Below are 21,110 nucleotides of genomic sequence, written 5' to 3'. Positions count from 1 at the left end.
AATAATAAAGGTCTGTTAGAGAGAAGGCATTGGTTGTTTTCGAAAGCTAACTATGTAAGAATTAGTAATACAAGGGAGGGTTATGTATGAATATGAAACAAATAAAGACACTTTCAAAGTTAACAGAATATGCAAAGGATGTAGGTCCTGTAAAACTGAGTGTCGCCTGTGCTGAAGATGCTGAAGTTATCGCTTCTGTTGAAATAGCAAGGAAACTTGGCATTGCAAACGCGATATTAGTAGGTAATGCAGATAAGATTAAGGAGGCCGCATCCTCTATAAATGTAAATATTTCTGATTACGAAGTTGTTGATGAGCGCGGTGATGTTTATTCTGTTGCTCTAAAAGCGGTTTCGCTTGTGTCTGGAGGACAGGCTCAAGTTTTTATGAAAGGCATGCTAGATACTAAGAGTTTCTTGAGAGCGGTCTTAAACAAAGAAGTTGGTCTTCGCGATGGGAAAAGAGTTCTAACGCACTGCTATTTCCATGAGATAAAAGGATATGATCGCATCATTTTTATAACAGACCCAGCTTTTAATCAGTATCCCGACTTAAATACTAAGGTTGATATAGTAAATAATGCGGTTGAACTTGCTCGCGGCTTTGGAATTGAATGTCCGAAAGTTGCAGCCCTAGCAGCGGTGGAAGTTGTAAACCCAGATATGCCCTCTACTTTGGATGCTGCGGCATTAACTGTAATGAATAAAAGAGGACAGATTAAAGGTTGTTTGGTAGATGGTCCACTGGCACTAGATATCGCCATCTCACCATCAGCTGCAAATCACAAAGGTATTGTTTCAGATGTTGCGGGCTATGCAGATATCTTATTGGTTCCTAATATAGAGGCAGGAAATGTTTTGGGAAAATCTATAATTTATTTTTCTGAAAATAAAACAGCAGCACTTGTTCTCGGAGGCTTGTCTCCAATAGTGCTTACAAGTAGAGCTGATTGCGCTGAGACGAAGCTGTACTCAATATCCGCTGCAGTCGCACTGGCAGCAAATAAACAGAGATAATTGCAATACTTTTTCGCAATATACCACTTGTTGTTCCTTCGCATAAACGCAATTAATGCAGAATAAGATCTTTCAAGAGAAAATAGTTGTGGACGGGACCTTTGGAGATAAAGAGGTTCACATTAGTGGTTGTGTTCCTTATAGTCCAAAAGGCATTCAAATTATTTTGCTTCATGGAGTACATAGCACCGCAAATTTAAGACCAAATAACAAAATCCTTTTTTTTGCAGAACTCCTCGCCCAGAAAGGATACTCTACCTGGATGGTAGAAACCAGTCGCATGGTGCGTGATCGGCATAATTATGATGATGACTCCTCAGCTTGGATAAAAGCCGCGTTTGCCGGAAAAACATTTTGTCAGGAACAGGAAGATGATTTTAGAGCAATTCACTATGTGCTTAAAAAATCTGATGGAAAGCCTGTCTGGATTTGGGGTTTTTCGTTAGGTGGAGCGATTGCTCTTTCGGCAGCTTCCGAGGAAATGTTTCATTCAAGGAATATAGAATTTACTCCGGAAATGATTATTCTGGGGGGAATAGGAATAACTCCAAATCCTAAAATAGTAGAAAGCATGGGAAATTTGCCTATATTATCTACAGTTGAAAAGTCAATTTCAAAAAGCCTTTTGGCAAAAGTGAAGACAAAATCGGTAATTTCCTTTAGAGGAGAACATGACGAAATTTTTTCTAGAGCAAGTTGTGCGGATTTGTTGGATAAAATTGGAATACCTGCCGAACAAAAGATTTATAAGGAAATTGAATGTGTCGATCATTCATTTCGTATGAACGACGAAATTAGAACAAGGGATATAGCCAATGAAATGGTAGAGTTTGTTATTCGCCATAAAAACGAAAAAGAATATAAAAACAAGCATAAACGAATATAAAATGGCATAAAATTTTTACTTGGGAGGGGTTGACCTTCTTATCAAATATTAAATTAAACAATATTAGCCATAGTTTAATGATATATTGCGGCAAAATTACAATTAAAATTTTGAAAAGCAGCTTAATTTTAATTGTGACTTGCCTTTTTATTTTTTTTATTATGTTAAATGCCGGAGTTGCATCCTCAATCGATTATAAAAGCCTTCAAGAAAGCGCTCTTGAAACAGCATTTAGAAAGATATCCTCTGTAAGTGACGAAATATGGGAAGAGGAGCAAGAATCGTTTTTTGGTGGTGCTCCCTGTTTAGCAAAGAATCTTAAATGGCCTCTTCCAACAGGTTGTATTGCTGGCAAATACAATATCTCTGGCAAAGGCAGAAGGCATTCGGGAATAGATATTTTATCGCCTAAAGGAACGTCTATATATGCTGTCTTAGATGGAATAGTAGAAATCTGTTCAAATGGAGGGAAGGGATTTAGAGGGTATGGCAATGTTGTGATAATAAACCACGATAATAAACTTTGGTCACTTTATTCACATTGTTCCACTATAAAGGTTAGAGTTGGAGAAAAAGTAAAACAAGGAGACACTATTGCAACAGTAGGTTCAACAGGACGAGCGACTGCAAATCATGTGCATTTCGAAATAAGAAACAGCAAGGGACATCCGCTTAATCCGCTAAAGTATTTACCCAAGAGCGATTTTTTTACAGCACTGGAAAAAAGTCAGTATCAAAACAAAAAATGATTCGTGTAATAACAAGTAGGAACTACCACGATCATCTCTATTTCCTAGTAAAAAATTCAAATTAATAAAAATCTTGAATAAAATAAACTTTACGTTTTTACTATAGATGAACTAAATGTTTTGTATTTTTACAAAATATGCTAAAATGCTAAAACTCAATTTGAAAATAGTCTCATTTTCGATGCATTATTTCAGTAAATTTAGCATTATAAATTCTCATTAATATTCTAAGCATATAATGTATATAATGCTGTAAAACAAATAGCTGTGTTACAGGGTTTCACACAAAATTGAGACAATTAATGTCTCTTTTTTGTTAATATTTTTTAGTATAATAAAATTATCGGTAGAACAGAGAATTAATAGCTTAAAAATATTTTGAGCGAAGTCAGAGTGGATTTAGGAGGAAATTAAGATATGACACGTAAAATGGTAACCCTTGATGGCAATGAAGCCGTAGCGCACGTAGCACACGCAGTAAACGAAGTTATCTCAATATATCCTATAACACCGTCATCACCTATGGGCGAATGGTCAGATCAGTGGACTGCCGAAAATCGCCCAAATATCTGGGGAACTATTCCTCTTATACAGGAAATGCAAAGTGAAGCAGGAGCATCCGCAGCCTATCATGGCGCTTTGCAAGCCGGAGCCCTCAGCACAACATTTACCGCGTCACAGGGACTTCTTCTCATGATTCCAAATATGTATAAAATAGCTGGAGAGCTGACGAGTACGGTCATGCACGTAACGGCGAGAACTCTGGCCACACATGCTTTGTCTATTTTTGGAGACCATTCTGACGTAATGGCAGTAAGATCGACCGGATGGTCTATGCTCTGCTCTTCTACAGTTCAAGAGACAATGGATATGGCATTGATAGCACAAATGGCAACTCTAGAAAGCCGTGTGCCAATCGTTCATTTCTTCGATGGCTTTAGAACAAGCCATGAAGAGATGAAGGTAGAAGAAATTGATTATGACGATATGAGGGCTCTCATTGACAACGATTTAGTAAGAAGTCATCGTTACAATAGGCTTAGCCCAGATATGCCTTTTATACGTGGAACAGCACAAAATCCGGATGTTTTCTTCCAAGCAAGAGAGGCCTCTTCTTCTTTTTATAAGGCTGTGCCTGACATTACTCAAAAAGCGATGGATGAGTTTGCAAAACGTATGGGCCGCAGCTATCATCTCTTTGATTACTACGGAGCAGAAGATGCGGAGAGAGTTATTGTACTGATGGGATCTGGCGCTTCAGTCGCTAGAGAAACAGCAAATAAACTCAACAAAGATGGCGAAAAAGTTGGTGTGTTGGTGATACGTCTTTTCCGCCCCTTCGATATTTCGAGATTTGTTGATACTCTTCCTCGAACAGTAAAGAAGGTTGCAGTTTTAGACCGTTGTAAAGAAGCAACATCGATTTGTGAACCACTTTGTATGGATGTTAAGAGAGCCCTTGCCTGCAGGGATATAACTGTGGTAGGTGGACGGTATGGTCTTTCTTCGAAAGATTTTACCCCGGCCATGGTTAAAGGTGTTTTTGACGAACTGAAAAAAGAAGCTCCCAAAGACAGCTTTACGATAGGCATAAATGATGATGTAAACTTTTCAAGTTTGGATTATGACCCATCATTTGACACAGAGGATCCTGAAACAGTACGCTGTCTTTTCTATGGGCTTGGTGCTGATGGTACGGTCGGTGCTAATAAAAACTCAATAAAAATTATAGGAAGCGAAACCAATCTATATGCTCAGGGATATTATAGCTACGATTCCAAAAAGTCTGGTGGCATAACAGTTAGCCATCTGCGTTTTGGACCGAATCCCATACTTGCAAGCTATTTGATAAACAAGGCGAACTTTGTTGCTTGTCATGTTTTCTCTTTTCTTGAAAAACTAAACATTTTAGAGGCAGCTGCCCCCGGAGGGACTTTTCTTCTTAATAGCCCCTTCTCAGCGGATGAGGTATGGGATAAGCTTCCTCTCACGACTCAAAAACATATAATCAACAAAAAACTTAAGTTTTATACGATTGATGCAATAAAAATCGCAAGAGAGTCCGGCTTGCGCGAACGTACAAATACGATAATGCAGACATGTTTCTTTGCGATAAGTGGTGTATTAGAAAGAGAAGAAGCAATAAAAGCGATCAAGGATTCCATAGTAAACACTTATGGAGTAAAAGGACAGTTAGTAGTTGATAAAAATATAGCTGCGGTTGATGCAACTCTCGCGAATCTATGTGAAGTAAAGGTTCCGGAAAGTGCGACCAGCACATTTGATATTAAATCTCCTGTGTCTGATGATGCACCTGAGTACGTTAAATCTATACTTGCTCCCATGATGGCACTCAAAGGAGATAGCTTGCCTGTCTCGGCGTTATCAGAGGATGGCACTTTCCCAAGCGGTACTACTCAATATGAGAAGCGTAACATTGCCATAGACGTCCCGTCATGGGATCCTTCGCTTTGTATACAGTGTGGCAAATGTTCAATAGTTTGTCCGCACGCAGCAATAAGGGCAAAAGTCTATGATGGCGAGATTTTAAAAGATGCTCCCGCAACCTTTAAGTCACTGGATGCAAAATGGAAAAATTTTGAAGGAATGAAATACACAATTCAGGTTGCCACAGAAGATTGTACCGGCTGCGGACTATGTGTCGCAAATTGCCCGGTAAAGGCAAAAGAGGGTTCAACGGATCGTCCTCTTACAATGGTAAATCAAATGGAAGTGCGTGGACCTGAAAGTGATAACTGGAGATTTTTCCTAGACATACCTGAAGCAGATAGAAGCAAACTCAATACAGACTTGGTAAAAGATGTACAACTGCTAAGACCGCTCTTTGAATTCTCCGGAGCTTGCTCCGGTTGCGGAGAAACTCCTTATTTAAAATTGCTTTCTGCACTTTTTGGAGATCGAGCAATGATTGCGAACGCAACCGGCTGTAGTTCTATATATTCAGGAAATCTTCCAACAACGCCTTGGACGGTAAATGAAGAGGGGAAAGGCCCTTCATGGAGCAACTCTCTATTTGAAGATGCTGCTGAGTTTGGGCTCGGCTTTAGGCTAACTCTTGATAAACACGCAGAGTATGCGGCAGAAACCCTTCACAATATGAGGGATCAACTTGGCGAAGAGCTGGTGGAAAAGATTCTTAATGCTCCCCAAGATACCGAAGAAGAAATCAAATCGGTTGAACGTTCTGTCGCGGAACTTAAAGCCCGTCTTGAAGAGCTTGATACTGAACAAGCAGAAGAACTTCTCTCTCTGGCAGATAATCTCGTCAAAAAGAGCGTTTGGTGTGTTGGAGGGGACGGCTGGGCATATGACATTGGATTTGGCGGGTTGGATCACGTTATCGCTTCCGGCAAAAACATAAACCTACTCGTTCTAGACACGGAGGCATATTCAAACACAGGCGGCCAGATGTCAAAGGCCACTCCATTAGGGGCTATTGCTAAATTTGCCACAGCAGGTAAACGTCAGATAAAGAAAGACCTTGCTCTTATTGCTATGAGCTATGGAAATGTTTACGTTGGACGAGTTGCTCTTGGAGCAAACGACGCACATACAATAAAGGTTTTTAAAGAGGCAGAGGCTTATAATGGACCTTCAATAATAATAGCTTACAGCCCCTGTATAGCCCATGGATTAAATATGGTTAAGGGATTGGACCAGCAAAAGAAAGCGGTAGAGTCTGGGCACTGGATACTTATGCGCTATAACCCCAATCTTATAAAAGAAGGAAAAAATCCTCTAATTGTGGATAGTAAAGAGCCTTCAATAAAACTAGAGGATTATATTTACAACGAAAATAGGTATAGACGTCTCAAAAACACCGAACCAGAACTCGCGGAAATGTTGTTAAAAGAGCAAGAGGAAGAAATTAAAAAACGTTGGCGTTACTACAGTCACATGGCAAAAATGCCGATGGAGGATTAATGACTCATGAAAAATGAAAATGTTAAGTATGAAATAAAAGATAGCAATGGTCGTGTAATAGCAACAAAAATAATGACACAGGCAGAGGCCGAAGAACGAAAAGAAAAAGAAGTGAAAAAAGGATCTGCACCTATTGCCGCCGTGGAAGCAGTCTTTTCTGTAAAGGAAAAATCACCAGAAGAAAAGATTGTAGAAAAGATGAGGCCTAAGGTTGGAATCATGGAAACAGGATTCCGCGATGCGCACCAATCCTTAATGGCAACAAGATTGCGTACAGATGATATGCTTCCCATTGCCGAAGCTATGGATGAAATAGGTTACCACTCTATAGAGATGTGGGGAGGCGCTACATTTGATACATGTATGCGTTTTTTGAATGAAGACCCATGGGAGAGGCTACGACTTCTTAGAAAGCGCCTTAAAAAAACAAAAACACAGATGCTCTTACGCGGACAAAATGTTGTTGGCTATAGACATTATTCGGATGAGGTAGTACGTGAATTCATAAAATATGCGGTAGGAAACGGCATAGATATAATACGTGTCTTTGATGCTTTGAATGATACTCGCAATATGTCAGTTGCAGCAGAGGCTGTTAAAAAAGAGGGCGGGCAGCTTCAGATGACGATATCCTATACCATCTCACCGGTCCATACATTGGATCTTTTTGCTAAGCAAGCTAAAGAGATGGCAGGAATGGGAGCGGATTCTATCTGTATAAAAGATATGGCCGGGCTTTTGTCTCCTGTTGCAGCTACATCTTTAGTAAAAGCTATAAAAAAAGAAGTAGATCTTCCGCTTCAAATACACAGCCATTACACAAGCGGTATGGCGGCAATGACATATTTGGCTGCTCTTGAGGCAGGAGCGGACATAGTTGATTGTGCTATTTCTCCTTTCGCAATGGGAACAAGCCAACCGGCGACAGAGACGATTGTAGCTGCTCTTCAGGGAGGACCTCTTGACACAGGGCTTTCGCTTGAAAAACTATTGCCTGTTTCTGAATACTATGAAGGCTTAAAGAAAAAATATGAAAATGTTATTATGGGAATTAGTGGGGTTGATGTAAATATATTGCTCTACCAGATTCCAGGGGGCATGTATTCAAATCTCCAGAGTCAGCTAAAAGAGAGCAATGCTTTTGATAAATTTAAAGCTGTTATGGAAGAAGTTCCCAGAGTTCGTAAAGAGATGGGATATCCTCCCCTTGTAACTCCTACAAGTCAGATAGTTGGTACCCAGGCTACGATAAATGTTATTTCCGGCGAACGTTGGAGTGTTGTTCCCAAGGAAGTAAAACAGTATTTTCTTGGATACTACGGGAAAACTCCGGCGCCTGTTGATCCTGATATTCAGAAGAAAGTCCTTGGTGATGAGAAGCCTATTTCCAATAGACCTGGAGAGAACATAGCTCCTGAACTGGAGAATGCACGTAAGGAGATAGGCCATTTTGCAACACAGCCGGAAGATATATTAAGTTATGTTCTGTTCCCGCAGATTGCCAAAGATTTTATTCCTAATAAATATGCACGAGAGAATAAAGTTGATGTGGGACGACAGGACCAGTTTGATCCGGAGGCGTATCCTATAAGTTAAACAAGACCCTTAACAAGAAATATCTTTGCTCTGTATTTTATAAGTTTTGAAATTATGTAAGTTTCACTTGTATATTTTCTTTATATGTGTTAAAAACACACTGTGATAGTATGAGTTAGTTAATATAGTTTTTTCAGCCTATCATCACAAACTATTTTATGCATTTAGTTTTATTGACCTAACCCGTATAAACGGTGAAGTAAGGGCATACGGACAGCCCGGTCAAATGCCGAACTAGCGATTGTGATATCGTGTTGATGAGCGAAAGCTCAAATTTTACAGCGGGAAGAATCCGCGGAAGTTGTGTTCATAAGTTGTAGTACTTGTGAATGGTCGACATGAGCAGTAAAAGTAATTTATTACTGTATAGGCTCAAATAAACTACCTATATTTGCTAAAACATTAAACAAATAACGTAGAGATCATAATCAAGTACAACCACTTGTGACTGCTAGTATGTAGTTACAAGTGGTTGTTTTTTCGTACAATACAGGAGGAAGCTGTTTAGAAAGGAGACCAAAATGTCAGAATTAATTAATGAAAAAATTAAGTTATACGGGTTTAATAACCTTACAAAAACATTAAGTTTTAATATTTATGATGTTTGCTACGCAAAAACAGAAAGGGCCAAAAATGAGTATGTTGCTTATATAAATGAACAATATAACGCAGAGCGCTTAACCAAGATACTTTGCGATGTTACTTCTATGATAGGCGCTCATGTTCTTAATATATCAAAACAAAATTATGAGCCGCAGGGAGCAAGTGTTACCGTTCTTATCGCAGAAATGCCCGTTAATGAAAAAGATTTAGATGAATCATGTAATGGCGGCTATGATGTTCTTTCCAAAAGGGAGACTGTTTGCGGACATCTTGATAAAAGCCACCTTACTGTACACACATACCCTGAGTTCCATCCCAATCAAGACATTTCAACCTTTAGAGTTGATATTGACGTGTCGACATGCGGGAAAATATCTCCTTTGCGCACGCTAGACTATCTAATAGGAAGTTTTGATTCTGACATCATAACAATAGATTATCGTGTTCGCGGATTTACTCGTGAAATGGGGGGCCGCAAATGCTTTATTGATCATAAAATAACTTCAATCCAAGATTTTATAGATCCTAATACTCTGGCAAAATATGATGCACAAGACACTAATGTTTATCAAATAAATGTTTTTCATACAAATATGTTAATAAAAGAACTTTCTCTACAAAATTATTTGTTTAATAATGATGTTCATGAGTTCGGTCCGAAAGAACGTCTTAAAATTACAGAAATGCTTCGTAGAGAAATGATAGAGATTTTTGCCGGTCAAAACATATATGAGTAAACAAGAAGAGACGCCTATATATGACGCTGTAAGGCAATATATAGAGAATAGGATCGTTTCTTTCGATGTGCCGGGACATAAGCAGGGCAAAGGACATAAGGCGCTAATTGATGCTTTTGGCAAACAGTGCGTCTCAATGGATCTCAATTCCAGCAAACCTCTTGATAATCTTACTCATCCTACAGGAGCTATTCGACGAGCGGAAGAATTAGCGGCGGAAGCTTTCAGAGCCGAACATGCGTTTTTTATGTTAAACGGAACGACCGCAGCGGTGCAAAACATGATATTTTATTGCTGTGGAAAAGGCGATAAAATTATATTACCTCGCAATGTTCATAAAAGTGTTATTAATGCGATGGTGATATGTGGTGCCGAACCAGTGTATATAAATCCCGGGGTTAACCCTGAACTTGGTATCAGTTTGGGGATGTCGGTAGAAGATATTAAAAATGCAATTAGAGAAAATCCAAGTGCCAAAGCAGTTTTTGTAAATAATCCGACATATTATGGAGTTTGTAGCAACCTCAAAGAGATAGTAAAAGTAGCACACTCTGCAGGAATGTTGGTTATAGTGGATGAGGCGCATGGCACCCATTTTTATTTTGGAGAAGATATGCCTTTATCTGCCATGGATGCCGGAGCCGATATTTCTGCAATAAGCGTCCATAAAACCGGAGGTTCTTTAACCCAAAGCTCCATGTTGCTTATTGGAGACAAGGTTGATGCTGAAGCTATGAGACAGACTATTAATCTAACTCAGACCACAAGCGGAAGCTATCTTTTGATGATTTCTCTTGATATTGCAAGAAAAAATCTCTTTTTAAATGGAAAAGAAATATTTAAAAAAGTAAGTGCCTTTGCTGAATATGCAAGAGCTGAAATAAATAAAATTGGCGGGTTTAAAGCTTTTAGCAGCGAAATAATTAATGGTGATACAGCTTTTGCATTTGATAAAACGAAATTAAGCATTCACACACGAGCGATGGGGTTGGCTGGAATTGAAGTCTATGATCTTCTTCGCGATGAATTTGGGATACAAATAGAATTTGGTGACATAGGGAATATTTTGGCGATAATATCAGTGGGCGATCGAGAGTTGGAGATAGAGCGACTATTGGGAGCTCTCTCTGAAATTTACCGTCGCTTTAGAAAAAAACCTATGAATATGTTGGAGCATGAATATATTGAGCCAATTTTAGTTACTTCTCCACAGAAAGCGTTTTATGCCGCAAAGCGCACGTTTCCTATAGAGAAGTGTGCAGGGCGTGTCAGTGCAGAACTTATTATGGCGTATCCTCCCGGAATTCCAATTCTAGCTCCCGGAGAACTCATTACAAATGAAATAATAGAGTATGTGCGATATGCTAAAGAAAAAGGTTGTGCAATGATGGGGACTAGAGATATTACTATGAAGAATATTGAAACTTTGGAGGAATAGAGATGGAACTTTGGTATACAGAAAATCACACAGATGATATAAAATTCTCAATCCGGGTCAATAAGCAAATCTATTCGGAGAAAAGCGAATTTCAAAGGATAGATATATTCGATTCTGAAGAATTTGGAAGATTTTTAACTCTTGATGGTTTAATGATGCTGACGGAGAAAGATGAATTCATATACCACGATATGATTGTTCACGTGCCTTTGGCCACGAACCCAAATATAAATAACGTGCTCGTTATAGGCGGTGGCGATGGTGGTACGGTGCGCGAACTTACTCGATATCCCTCAATAAAAAGCATAGACATGGTCGAGATTGACAAGATGGTTGTGGATGCTTGTGTCAAATATATTCCGCAAACTGCCTCAAAATTGTCGGACCCGAGAGTTACTCTTTTTTACGAAGATGGGTTGAAGTTTGTCCGCAATAAAGTTGAGAAATATGATCTTATAATTGTAGATAGTACGGACCCTTTTGGTCCTGGAGAGGGTCTTTTTACGAAAGAATTTTATGGCAACTGTTTTAAGGCCCTCACAGAAGATGGAATTCTTGTGAATCAGCATGAATGTCCATACTATACTGATTTTGCTCGTTCAATGAAGAGCGCTCACAAGAAAATAAGAGATTTCTTCCCGATAGCCCGTGTGTATCAAGCGCATATTCCAACATACCCTTCCGGTCATTGGTTGTTTGGTTTTGCCTCAAAGAAGAAAGATCCTATTAAAGATTTTAATCCAATTGTGTGGCATGATTTTAATTTAAAAACAAAATACTATAACACTGACTTGCACTTAGGCTGCTTTGCTCTCCCAAATTATGTAAAAGAACTGTTGGAGAGTGTCGCAGTTGAATAGAAACTTTTTGCCTTTCATGGCTTGTGAAAATAGTTATGATGAATCAAAGCTTGTTTTATTTGGAGCTCCATTTGATGGCACTTCAAGCTATAGACCTGGTTCTAGATTTGCTCCTACTGCAATACGAGCCGAATCTTTTGGTATAGAAACTTACTCTCCAAATCTTAAAAAAGATCTTGAAGATGTACCTGTTTTCGATGCAGGAGATTTGGAATTCCCAATGGGAAATACAAAAAAAGTGCTATCACAAATTGAAGAAATGTCGCAAAAAATTATATCAGATAATAAAATTCCTTTAATGATGGGTGGAGAGCATCTTGTGACCCTTGGTTCGGTAAGAGCAGTGGTCAAAAAATATCCCAATTTAAACATGGTTCATTTTGATGCTCATGCTGATTTGCGTGATGATTATATTGGAGAAACCCTTTCTCATGCTACGGTTATAAGGCGTTGTTTTGAATTGCTGAATGACGGAAAAATCTTTCAATTTGGAATACGTTCTATGACAAAAGATGAAGATATATGGGCGGAGAAAAACGTTATACAGAGAAAATATGATTTAGCCACCATTGATAACGTTATAGCCTCTCTTGAGGATAAGCCTGTTTATTTAACTATAGACTTAGACGTTTTAGACCCGTCTGTTTTTTCTGGAACTGGGACTCCGGAGCCAGGGGGAGTTTCTTTTGATGATTTAATAAGAGCTGTCCACAAAGTTGGGAAATTAAATATTGTCGGCTGCGATATAAATGAACTTTCTCCTCACTATGACTCTAGTGGAGTTTCAACGGTGACCGCATGTAAGGTTATCCGTGAACTTATACTATCCATACTTTGAAATTTCTAAAAGAAACGGGCCGGATTTTTAATCCGGCCCGTTTCTTTTTATTTTATTTTAGTTTAGTTGGACGGTTGCTCCTGCCTATGCAGTAGTACTCAAAGCCCAGATCTTCCATTGTTTGTGGATCATATATATTACGTCCGTCAAATAGAATTTTATTTTTCATTAGAGGCGCATTTTTTCCCCAATTAATCTCTTTAAATTCAGGCCACTCAGTTACCAGAACCGCACAGTCAGCGTCTTTAAGAATTTCTTCAATTCCTTCTCCATAATTTACATCAGAGGAAAGCCAATTCTTATTTTCAGAAGTCATGGCGACAGGGTCATAGGCGTAAACAGCGGCCCCACAGTTAAGAAGACCTCTTATAAGAGTTATAGAGGGAGCCTCACGCATGTCATCGGTATGAGGCTTAAATGCAAGTCCTAAGACTGCAATTTTCAGCCCTTCCAAGTCATTGCCAAAACGCTCTCTTATCATTATGTGTAAGATTTCTTTCTGTTTACGATTTACTTTGTCTATAGCAGTGGAAAGAGTCATGTCCAATCCCTGGCTCTCTCCGACGTGATAAAGTGCTTTTACATCCTTAGGGAAGCATGAGCCACCATATCCACAGCCCGCATTAAGAAAATATTTGCCGATTCTTTTATCAGATGCTATGCCCTCTTTTACTGCGACAACATCTGCTCCAACTTTGTCACAAAGGCCTGCTATTTCGTTCATAAAACTAATTCGTGCTGCCAACATAGTGTTTGCAGCATATTTTGTTATTTCTGCAGAAAGGGGGTCCATTATAAAGATGCGATCTTCCGTTGCGAAGGGTTTATAGAGCTCTTTCATAATTGCTATAGCTTCATCTGAGGACGCACCTATTACAACGCGATCTGGGCTTAAACAATCCTCTATCGCGACTCCTTCTCTTAGAAATTCCGGGTTTGAGAGAACCTCAAGATTTATGTCAATATTTCGTTCATATACAAGAGCTTTAATTCTTTTACAAAGTAGCGTTCCTGTTCCTACAGGGACAGTTGACTTTACAACAATGAAGCAGGAGTGGTTGATATTAGATACAATTTCGTCAAGGGCTGTCGTTACTTGATTTAAATCTGCGCAACCGTCACTGCCTTGAGGCGTACCAACAGCAATGAAGCAGAGTTTGGCGTCTTTAAGTCCAACTGTAATGTCCGTAGAAAAGGACAATCTGCCGGCAGCGGAGTTGCTTTTAACAAGCTCTTCGAGGCCAGGCTCATAAATAGGGCTTATACCCTTTTTTAATTTTGCTATTTTACTTTCTTCTATGTCTATACAACAGACTTCGTTGCCTTTTTCAGCAAAACAAGTGGCTGTTACAAGTCCGACATATCCGGTTCCAACTACACATATTTTCATATTAATAGCAACTCCTCATTAATTTTTTATTGTTAGCAGGGTTATCCCTATTAAAATAAAACTCATTCCTAAGATTCTTAAAAAAGTTATGTTTTCTTTAAATATTAAAATACCGGTAATAAGTAAGAGCATATAGACCGCGGCAGACATAATAGGATAAGCAAGAGTAAGGTCTGTTCGAGAGAGAGCTGCAGCCATAAAGAAAAACGAGACCCCAAACATCCCGAGCCCCAATATAATCCAAGGGTTCAAAAGTATTTTTAAAAAAGTCTCTAGCCATCCGGAAATAACAAGTCCATCCTTTCCACCATAGGCAAACTTCATTATGGTGCTGCCCAGTGCATTGGTTACGGCAGAAGAAAGGATTAAAAATAAACTTATTTTATCCATTTATTTTACCTCCTGTATGGCAAGAGTTCCTGCTCTACCGGTCATGGTTCCGTTTTTTATTTTACAAGGGTTGAACTTCGCACTTTTGGCATACTCTTTAAGAGTAGAAAATAGAACTCCCTGTTTTTTTGCTATAGTGAGGAAGTTATCAAAGACATTTAATTTTGAAAGCCCTTCCATTTCAGCGTGTACAGTCAAAACGTTATACTCTTTATCCATTCTTTCCAGCCAATATGATGGAATCGTTTCGTCATCGATACCAGGCAAGCCGTAAATTTCATCCATAGTTGGAAGGGTTGTCGGTATCTGTGGGACCTTATATTCTTTTCCTTCAAAAACAGGGAGAAATGGGTATTCACCTCTGGCATCACTGCAGTAATCTAATTCGAGCTCTTCCTCCGCTTTTAGGGAGGCAGCAGAGACTTGCCAACCCGGAGCAGCGTAACAGGTGGGCTTAACTCCCGATAACTTTTCAAACGATTTAGCACTTCTTTCAAAAAGAGCAATAAATTGTTCTTTTGAAATATCGTTCAATTTATCTTGTACCAGGACATGATCCCAAGCATGAATTCCACAGTCATGCCCTTCATTTATCGCTCTAATAAGGATTTCCGGCGCAGATGACACGATTAGTGGAGCAGGAAGCAAGGTTCCATATAGGAGCGTTTTGATTCCATATGTAGAGGGAGCTTTAGTACGAAGCATTTTTGATATAAAACCCTTACGGAAAATACGCCTAATAGCTTTTCCGGAATTATCCGGCCCGAAAGAGAAGAAAATAGAAGCACTAATAGAGTGTTTTTTAAATAAATTAAGCATATTGGGCATACCTTCACGGTAGCCTCGTAATGTGTCGATATCTACCTTAATAGCAAGTTTATTCAATATTACTTTTCTCCTTCGGCATACCAGCTGATAGTTTTACGAAGAAGTTCGCTCATTTCGGTTTTTGGTTTCCAGTCGAGCAGTCTTTCCATTTTTTCTACAGAGGGAACGCGATTTTTTAAATCATCATAAGTTTTTCCATAATATTTGTCGGCTTGCACTATATTAAGTTTTGCGACAGCCGCTTTGTCTTTATAGACAGGGAAGCCTTTCATTTCTTCTATAATCATCTCTGCGAGCTCTTTTATGGAGTAATTATTATTGGGATTTCCTATATTGAATATTTCTCCCTTGGCTTTTCCGTTTTTGTTTTCGATTATATTTATGAGACCTTCAATGCCGTCTCCTATCCATGTGAAACTGCGGCGCTGTTCTCCCCCATCTACAAGAGATATTTCTCCTCTGAAAAGGATATCGTAAATCATTTGCGTAATAGAACGTGCTTTTCTTTCTTCTGCATCGTGAAAGGTATCCAGTCGCGGTCCCACCCAGTTAAAGGGTCTGAAAATAGAAAAGTCAAGGTCTTTCTCCTGTCCATATGCAAAGATCATTCTATCCATCATTTGCTTGCTGCAGCTGTAAATCCAACGCATTTTTGCAATTGGACCTGTAATAAGAGGGCTTTCATCTTCGTTTAAAACTCCGTCTTCGCTCATTCCATATACTTCTGATGTTGAAGGGAAAATAATTCTTGTTTTGTGTTCAGCACAAAGTCTCACAATCTTTAAATTTTGTTCGAAATCAACCTCAAAAGTCCAGAGAGGTTTTTCAAGATAATAGGCGGGTTTTGCAATTCCTGCTAAAGGAACAACCACATCCGCTGTCTTAATTTGTTCTTCAAGCCATTCTGTTTCTTTAAACATATCGCCTTTAAAAAACTTGAAACGAGGATTGTTTTCAAATGGCTTAAGGTTGTCCGAAGCAATATCAAAGCCCTGTACTTCCCAATTAGTTGTAGCAAGAATTCCTTCCATAAGGTGTGTTCCTATAAAACCGTTGACACCTGTTATAAGAATTTTCATTTTTTATGCATTCCTTTCTGGTTCGCCTTCCGGCTGAAAATTGATTATTCTGAGCAATCCACTTCCCGTACCTACAAGCATAGGATTTTTGGAGATTATTTCTCCGGGAGGCCCCGTTCCCTCTTCCGGTTTCGCTTCCCAAATAAACACCCTCTTGCCGTTCCAAGTAGTGAATGCACCTGGGAAGGGATGAGTTAGTGAACGTATAAGATTATATATTTCAATCGCCGTTTTGTCCCAATCAATCTTTCCGTCCTCCGGAGTACGCTTCCCAAACTTAGTGGCTTGAGATTCATCCTGAGGGGTTCTTATTGCAGTCCCCGTTTCAAGAGCATTTATTGAGTCCATCAAAATCTTACGTGCGACATCGGCAACTTTTAAAAAGACATCATGTCCGGTGTCCTCAAAAAGGATTGGAAGAGATTTTTGTGCGATTATATCTCCTCTGTCTGCGAATTCCGTCATAACATGAAGAGTTGCCCCTGTCTCATTTTCACCATTTAAAACGGCCCAATTTATACAAGCTCGGCCTCTATATTTTGGCAGGAGAGAGCCATGAATGTTATATGCTCCAAGGTGAGGAATATCAAGGACATCTTTGGGAATCATAGCTCTGTAGTAGATTGATAAAATAAGCTCTGGTTCAAGCAGTCTTATTTCTTCAATATCAGCAGGTTCTAGTTTTCGAGGGGTTTTAACAGGAATATTATTTTCTTCCGCTATTCTTTTTACGGAACGAAACCAAATCTCTTCATTTGGGTCGTCCTCGTGAGTATATACAGCTACAATATTTGCTTTGTCTTTCACTAATGCATCAAGACACAAACTTCCTACTTCACTATATGCGAACAGTAAAATCTTAGGTCTAGGGCTCATTATGCTCAAATATTTTTCTTATTGTATATCTTGGGCGTCTGCTTACTTCTCTATAAATACGTCCCATATATTCTCCCACGATCCCGAGACTGAATAGAGTAATTCCTATTAGGAAAAATTGAATTGCCATCAAGGTAAAGAGTCCTTCAGCCTCCGGCCCTAATACGAGTCTGCGAAGAAAGAGGTAACAAACAAGTATGAATGAGAAAAAAGATATAGACATACCAACCACTGTCACCATTTGTAGAGGAAAGATAGAGAAGCTTGTCACTAAATCAAAATTAAGTCTAATGAGTTGGAAAATTCCGTATTTAGATGTACCGCTTTCTCTTTCCTTGTGTGCAACCGGAATTTCTACGGGGTTGGCGGCGAATTTTTGTCCAAGAGCTGGGATAAAAGTTGTAGATTCCTGACTTTCATTGATAATGTCTACAATTTTTCTATCATAGCCCCGAAGCATACAGCCATAGTCTCTTATATTAAGCTTGGCTATTTTATTCGTAATTTTATTTACTATTTTGGAAGCAATTTTTCTAAATATTGGGTCCTGTCTGTTAATTCTGTAAGATCCCACCACATCATGTCCCTTGTCCATTTCAGCGATAATTTTAGGAATTTCTTCCGGAGGATTTTGTAAGTCTGCGTCAAGTGTAATTATCTTATTGCCTTGTACTTGTCCAAATCCTGCCATAATTGCCATGTGTTGTCCGAAATTGCCATTAAGATCTACGACTCTTATTTCTGAATGCTTTTTACAAAGAGTACGGAGAATATTTAGGGTATTGTCCTTGCTGCCATCATTTACAAAAATAATCTCAAATGAGCGGTTTAACTCCTTCATTACTCGGTACAAGGAATCAAAAAGTTTCTGTAATGTTTCTTCTTCGTTATATGCCGGGATTACAACTGAAATTTCAGGTGTCATTTTATTTTCCCTCACAAATGTCACGAACTGCTCTGACAACATCCACTGTATCTTCATCTGTCATTGCAGGAAAGAGAGGCAGGGATAAAATCCGGTCGGAGACATATTCGGCTTCCGGCAAATCACCTCTACCCAGACCGGTGACTTCATGGAAACATGTGAATAGGTGTAGCGCCTGGTAATGTAGCGCCGTGCCTATGTTTCTCTCTTTCATTTTTGTCATAAAGTCATCCCTTGTCATTCCGAGGTAGTCTATGTCAATAAGGGGAGTAAATATATGCCAACTATGAGTATGTTCCCAAGGTGCTGGGGTGGGAAGTTTAATCGCTTTTAAATCCGCAAGTTCATTTTTGTAAAAATCAACGATTTCTCTGCGTCTTTTGTTAAATTGTTCAAGCTGTTTGAGCTGGGAAATTCCTATTGCTGCTTGTATATCTGTCGTTGTGTATTTTAATCCAGGAAAGAATATGTCATAATTTGAAGATCCCTTCGCTGAATATCTGTTCCATGCGCCCTTTGACATTCCATTTTGTCTTAAAACCATTACTTTTTCCGCAAACTCTTCATCTTCTGTGCAGATCATTCCACCCTCTCCTGTTGTTATGTTTTTTGTGGGATGGAAGCTAAAGACAGCTGCTCTTCTTGCTCCTTTGTCAGCACCTATTTTTTTATTTTTATATGATGCCCCAAGAGCGTGTGCGGCATCTTCAATGATAGCCAGATTGTATTTTCTCGCTATTGTTTCAATTTTGTCCATGTCACAGGGCATTCCGGCGAAATGTACGGGAATAATGGCTTTAGTCGACGGAGTGATCAGCTTCTCAATGTTTTCAGGAACGATATTTAAAGTATTTCTGTCTATATCGGCAAGAATCGGTTTCGCTCCGACAAAAAGAATTGTATTTATCGTTGCGGCGAACGTCATTGGTGTAGTAATAACTTCATCTCCCGGACCAATATCGAGAGCCATAAGAGCCAAATGAAGGCCAGCTGTTGCCGAATTGACGGATAGAGACCAAGTTGCATTATTATATTTTGAAAAATCTTCTTCAAAGCGAATAGTTTTCGGTCCCATTGCAATCCAACCAGAACGCATGGATTCAGCTACATCTGCTATAGCGTCTTCTCCTATAGAGGGTTTAGCGAAGGGAAGAAAGTCTTTTCTCATTATTATTTAGTCCTCCTGTTAAATATTACGATAAAATCTCCTATTTCAATTCTCTTTGTCTCTCTTGTGTTCCCGTCAGGGAAGAGAAGATTCATTCGTTTTTTTTCTACGACAAGAATAAATGACCTTGTTTTATTTATCCATTCTGGCAGGAACTCCTCTTTTGTGAGGAACCAGCCATCTCCTTCTTTCTGTTTTCCTCCGAATTCCAACTCTCCAAAATAGTCAACTAGCATCACTCTTTGTTTCGTGTAGAAAGGAAGTCCCTGGAGAACTTCTCCATAAGAGACAATAATTTCTTCAGGTTGTATCTCTTTTATTATCACCTCAGACAGTGCTTTGGTGGAGCGAGTTTCTCCAATAATGGCATATACTCCTAAAAGTGAATATATAAATATTAGAGATGAAAGGGTTAAAGCTGTTACTGCCGCTTTAAAGTTTTTGATTTTCGGATGAGATAAAAGCAGTGCAAGAAAAGGGCCGATAAGAAGTCCCAAAGACGTTTTTATCGCGATGGGCAAGGTATTTTCTGACGGCACTCTGTCTCCGAAAAAAGCATAGGCAAGAAATGCCGTTGAGAAAAACAGGGCAATCCCACTAGTCCATAACAGGGCATGGCCGTGCCAACGCTTATTTTCAACCATACGAGATATGTCTGCAGCAATAAGAATTGCAAGAGGAGGTATGCAGGGAACGATATAAGGAATAAGCTTTGAGCTTGATAGAGAATAAAAAAGTAAAATAACACCAAACCAAGCTAGAAGGAAAATATTCGAGTCTTTAGTTTTTTTATTGGCCGGGGAAAAAAGGATGCTTTTTTTAGAAAAAAGAGAAAATAAAAATCCGGTCCAGGGCATTAAGCCGGCCGGAATCATAGGTATAAAAAACCAGAAAGGCTCATATCTGCCATGCATTTTAGTAGCGTAACGTAAAAAATGTTCCTGTATAAAGAAAAAGTGAAAAAAGTCAGGGTTCTCTTTACAAACAAGCCAGAACCAGGGTACGGAAATTAAAAAGAATAGGATAATTCCCGGGATGTATAGAGCTTCAATAAACAGCTTCCACTTGCGTGTGATAAGAATATAACAAAATATTACCCCACCGGGAAGAATGATTGCCACCAATCCCTTTGTCAGCACTCCCAACGCCATTGAAGCGTAAAAAAGAAGATACCACTTTTTGTTTTCTCCTATATGAGCAAAATAAAAACTTACGAGTGCCATAGTTATAAAAAAGGAAAGCGGCATATCCGTAATATTTATTGTGCCTATGGCAAAATAGAGTAAAGAGAAAGCTGTAATTATGGCAGATAAAAGTCCGGAGGCCCCACCAAATATAAAAGATCCCAATGCCCCCGTAGCAATAATTCCAAGGATTGCGCAGCTGGCTGTAAATAATCGAGCAGCAAATTCATTTTGTCCGAAGAGCATGAAACTAATAGCGTTCATCCAGTAGTGAAGCACTGGTTTCTCAAAATATTTAATATAATTTAATTTGGGTGTTATAAAATCTCCGGATTCTATCATTTCTCTAGGTATTTCTGAATACCGGCCCTCGTCGGGTTCAATAAGAGCGTGAGATCCAAGAGGAATTAAGTATATTGCCAATATGGCAAAAATTATTGCAATGTAAATGAAGGATTTGTGCTTATTGTGAAACCCTATCATTATAGTATCTCCTTCCGAATAAAAACTCGTCGTATTACCATATTACCTTTATTAAAATATAAATGGTATACAGATAGACCATTACTTGAATATTCATAATTATATAATGAAAGAAGAAT

General features: G+C 39.0%; 17 protein-coding genes. 9 read left to right on the top strand and 8 right to left on the bottom strand.

Features of this window, described 5'->3' with window-relative positions:
* The first annotated feature begins 92 nt into the window (after positions 1-92).
* From GXZ13_05880 to speB, 9 genes are all read left to right on the top strand, one after another.
* Positions 93-1,016 (top strand): phosphate butyryltransferase, encoded by a 924-nt coding sequence (locus GXZ13_05880; GenBank protein ID NLX75342.1) that lies wholly within the window; start codon positions 93-95, stop codon positions 1,014-1,016.
* Between the two features lie 55 nt (positions 1,017-1,071).
* On the top strand, positions 1,072-1,902 hold the full coding sequence (locus GXZ13_05875; GenBank protein ID NLX75341.1) for a hypothetical protein: 831 nt from the start codon (positions 1,072-1,074) through the stop codon (positions 1,900-1,902).
* A 134-nt stretch (positions 1,903-2,036) separates the two neighbouring features.
* Entirely contained in the window at positions 2,037-2,651 is a 615-nt protein-coding gene (locus tag GXZ13_05870) for a M23 family metallopeptidase (protein NLX75340.1), read from the top strand.
* Between the two features lie 417 nt (positions 2,652-3,068).
* Positions 3,069-6,596, top strand: a complete 3,528-nt coding sequence (nifJ, locus tag GXZ13_05865; protein NLX75339.1) for a pyruvate:ferredoxin (flavodoxin) oxidoreductase — start codon at positions 3,069-3,071, stop codon at positions 6,594-6,596.
* Positions 6,597-6,668: 72 nt separating this feature from the next.
* Positions 6,669-8,192 carry a pyruvate carboxylase subunit B gene (locus GXZ13_05860; protein ID NLX75338.1) on the top strand — a complete coding sequence of 508 codons (1,524 nt, stop codon included), beginning with the start codon at positions 6,669-6,671 and terminating at the stop codon, positions 8,190-8,192.
* A 521-nt stretch (positions 8,193-8,713) separates the two neighbouring features.
* A complete protein-coding gene (gene speD / locus GXZ13_05855) occupies positions 8,714-9,532 on the top strand; it encodes an adenosylmethionine decarboxylase (GenBank protein NLX75337.1) in 819 nt (272 codons plus the stop codon).
* The gene (locus tag GXZ13_05850) at positions 9,525-10,970 is read left to right on the top strand and encodes an aminotransferase class I/II-fold pyridoxal phosphate-dependent enzyme (protein NLX75336.1); all 1,446 of its coding nucleotides are present in this window, start codon (positions 9,525-9,527) and stop codon (positions 10,968-10,970) included. Before speD ends, GXZ13_05850 begins: the two co-directional genes overlap by 8 nt.
* 2 nt (positions 10,971-10,972) lie before the next feature.
* On the top strand, positions 10,973-11,830 hold the full coding sequence (speE, locus tag GXZ13_05845; protein ID NLX75335.1) for a polyamine aminopropyltransferase: 858 nt from the start codon (positions 10,973-10,975) through the stop codon (positions 11,828-11,830).
* Positions 11,823-12,668, top strand: a complete 846-nt coding sequence (speB, locus tag GXZ13_05840; GenBank protein NLX75334.1) for an agmatinase — start codon at positions 11,823-11,825, stop codon at positions 12,666-12,668. The genes speE and speB overlap by 8 nt, the downstream gene beginning before the upstream one ends.
* Positions 12,669-12,720: 52 nt before the next feature.
* Here the strand turns inward: speB and GXZ13_05835 are convergent, their stop codons facing one another.
* Genes GXZ13_05835 through GXZ13_05800 form a run of 8 tightly spaced genes read right to left on the bottom strand, consistent with a single transcriptional unit; the run spans position 12,721 to position 20,991 of the window.
* The gene (locus tag GXZ13_05835) at positions 12,721-14,058 is read right to left on the bottom strand and encodes a UDP-glucose/GDP-mannose dehydrogenase family protein (GenBank protein ID NLX75333.1); all 1,338 of its coding nucleotides are present in this window, start codon (positions 14,056-14,058) and stop codon (positions 12,721-12,723) included.
* Between the two features lie 18 nt (positions 14,059-14,076).
* Positions 14,077-14,448 (bottom strand): hypothetical protein, encoded by a 372-nt coding sequence (locus tag GXZ13_05830; protein ID NLX75332.1) that lies wholly within the window; start codon positions 14,446-14,448, stop codon positions 14,077-14,079.
* Entirely contained in the window at positions 14,449-15,336 is an 888-nt protein-coding gene (locus GXZ13_05825; protein ID NLX75331.1) for a 4-deoxy-4-formamido-L-arabinose-phosphoundecaprenol deformylase, read from the bottom strand.
* Positions 15,336-16,355, bottom strand: coding sequence for a bifunctional UDP-4-keto-pentose/UDP-xylose synthase (locus GXZ13_05820; protein ID NLX75330.1), 1,020 nt, complete (start codon positions 16,353-16,355; stop codon positions 15,336-15,338). The genes GXZ13_05825 and GXZ13_05820 overlap by 1 nt, the downstream gene beginning before the upstream one ends.
* Positions 16,356-16,358: 3 nt before the next feature.
* Positions 16,359-17,231 (bottom strand): formyltransferase, encoded by an 873-nt coding sequence (locus tag GXZ13_05815; protein NLX75329.1) that lies wholly within the window; start codon positions 17,229-17,231, stop codon positions 16,359-16,361.
* Positions 17,221-18,156, bottom strand: a complete 936-nt coding sequence (locus tag GXZ13_05810) for a glycosyltransferase (protein NLX75328.1) — start codon at positions 18,154-18,156, stop codon at positions 17,221-17,223. Before GXZ13_05810 ends, GXZ13_05815 begins: the two co-directional genes overlap by 11 nt.
* 1 nt (position 18,157) lies before the next feature.
* A complete protein-coding gene (locus GXZ13_05805; GenBank protein NLX75327.1) occupies positions 18,158-19,324 on the bottom strand; it encodes a DegT/DnrJ/EryC1/StrS aminotransferase family protein in 1,167 nt (388 codons plus the stop codon).
* A 2-nt stretch (positions 19,325-19,326) separates the two neighbouring features.
* Positions 19,327-20,991, bottom strand: coding sequence for a phospholipid carrier-dependent glycosyltransferase (locus GXZ13_05800; protein ID NLX75326.1), 1,665 nt, complete (start codon positions 20,989-20,991; stop codon positions 19,327-19,329).
* Between the last annotated feature and the right edge of the window lie 119 nt (positions 20,992-21,110).

Source organism: Synergistaceae bacterium, from assembly GCA_012728235.1.
GTDB lineage: Bacteria > Synergistota > Synergistia > Synergistales > Synergistaceae > JAAYFL01.
The sequence above is the reverse complement of the archived record's forward strand: the minus strand, read 5'-3'. Positions and strand labels throughout refer to the sequence as shown.

Bases quoted from the DNA above. Each gene is read 5' to 3' on its own strand.
- GXZ13_05880 (NLX75342.1), top strand. From the start codon at position 93: ATGAAACAAATAAAGACACTTTCAAAGTTAACAGAATATGCAAAGGAT.
- GXZ13_05875 (NLX75341.1), top strand. From the start codon at position 1,072: ATGCAGAATAAGATCTTTCAAGAGAAAATAGTTGTGGACGGGACCTTT.
- nifJ (NLX75339.1), top strand. From the start codon at position 3,069: ATGACACGTAAAATGGTAACCCTTGATGGCAATGAAGCCGTAGCGCAC.
- GXZ13_05860 (NLX75338.1), top strand. From the start codon at position 6,669: ATGACACAGGCAGAGGCCGAAGAACGAAAAGAAAAAGAAGTGAAAAAA.
- speD (NLX75337.1), top strand. From the start codon at position 8,714: ATGTCAGAATTAATTAATGAAAAAATTAAGTTATACGGGTTTAATAAC.
- GXZ13_05850 (NLX75336.1), top strand. From the start codon at position 9,525: ATGAGTAAACAAGAAGAGACGCCTATATATGACGCTGTAAGGCAATAT.
- speE (NLX75335.1), top strand. From the start codon at position 10,973: ATGGAACTTTGGTATACAGAAAATCACACAGATGATATAAAATTCTCA.
- GXZ13_05835 (NLX75333.1), bottom strand. From the start codon at position 14,058: ATGAAAATATGTGTAGTTGGAACCGGATATGTCGGACTTGTAACAGCC.
- GXZ13_05830 (NLX75332.1), bottom strand. From the start codon at position 14,448: ATGGATAAAATAAGTTTATTTTTAATCCTTTCTTCTGCCGTAACCAAT.
- GXZ13_05820 (NLX75330.1), bottom strand. From the start codon at position 16,355: ATGAAAATTCTTATAACAGGTGTCAACGGTTTTATAGGAACACACCTT.
- GXZ13_05815 (NLX75329.1), bottom strand. From the start codon at position 17,231: ATGAGCCCTAGACCTAAGATTTTACTGTTCGCATATAGTGAAGTAGGA.
- GXZ13_05810 (NLX75328.1), bottom strand. From the start codon at position 18,156: ATGACACCTGAAATTTCAGTTGTAATCCCGGCATATAACGAAGAAGAA.
- GXZ13_05805 (NLX75327.1), bottom strand. From the start codon at position 19,324: ATGAGAAAAGACTTTCTTCCCTTCGCTAAACCCTCTATAGGAGAAGAC.
- GXZ13_05800 (NLX75326.1), bottom strand. From the start codon at position 20,991: ATGATAGGGTTTCACAATAAGCACAAATCCTTCATTTACATTGCAATA.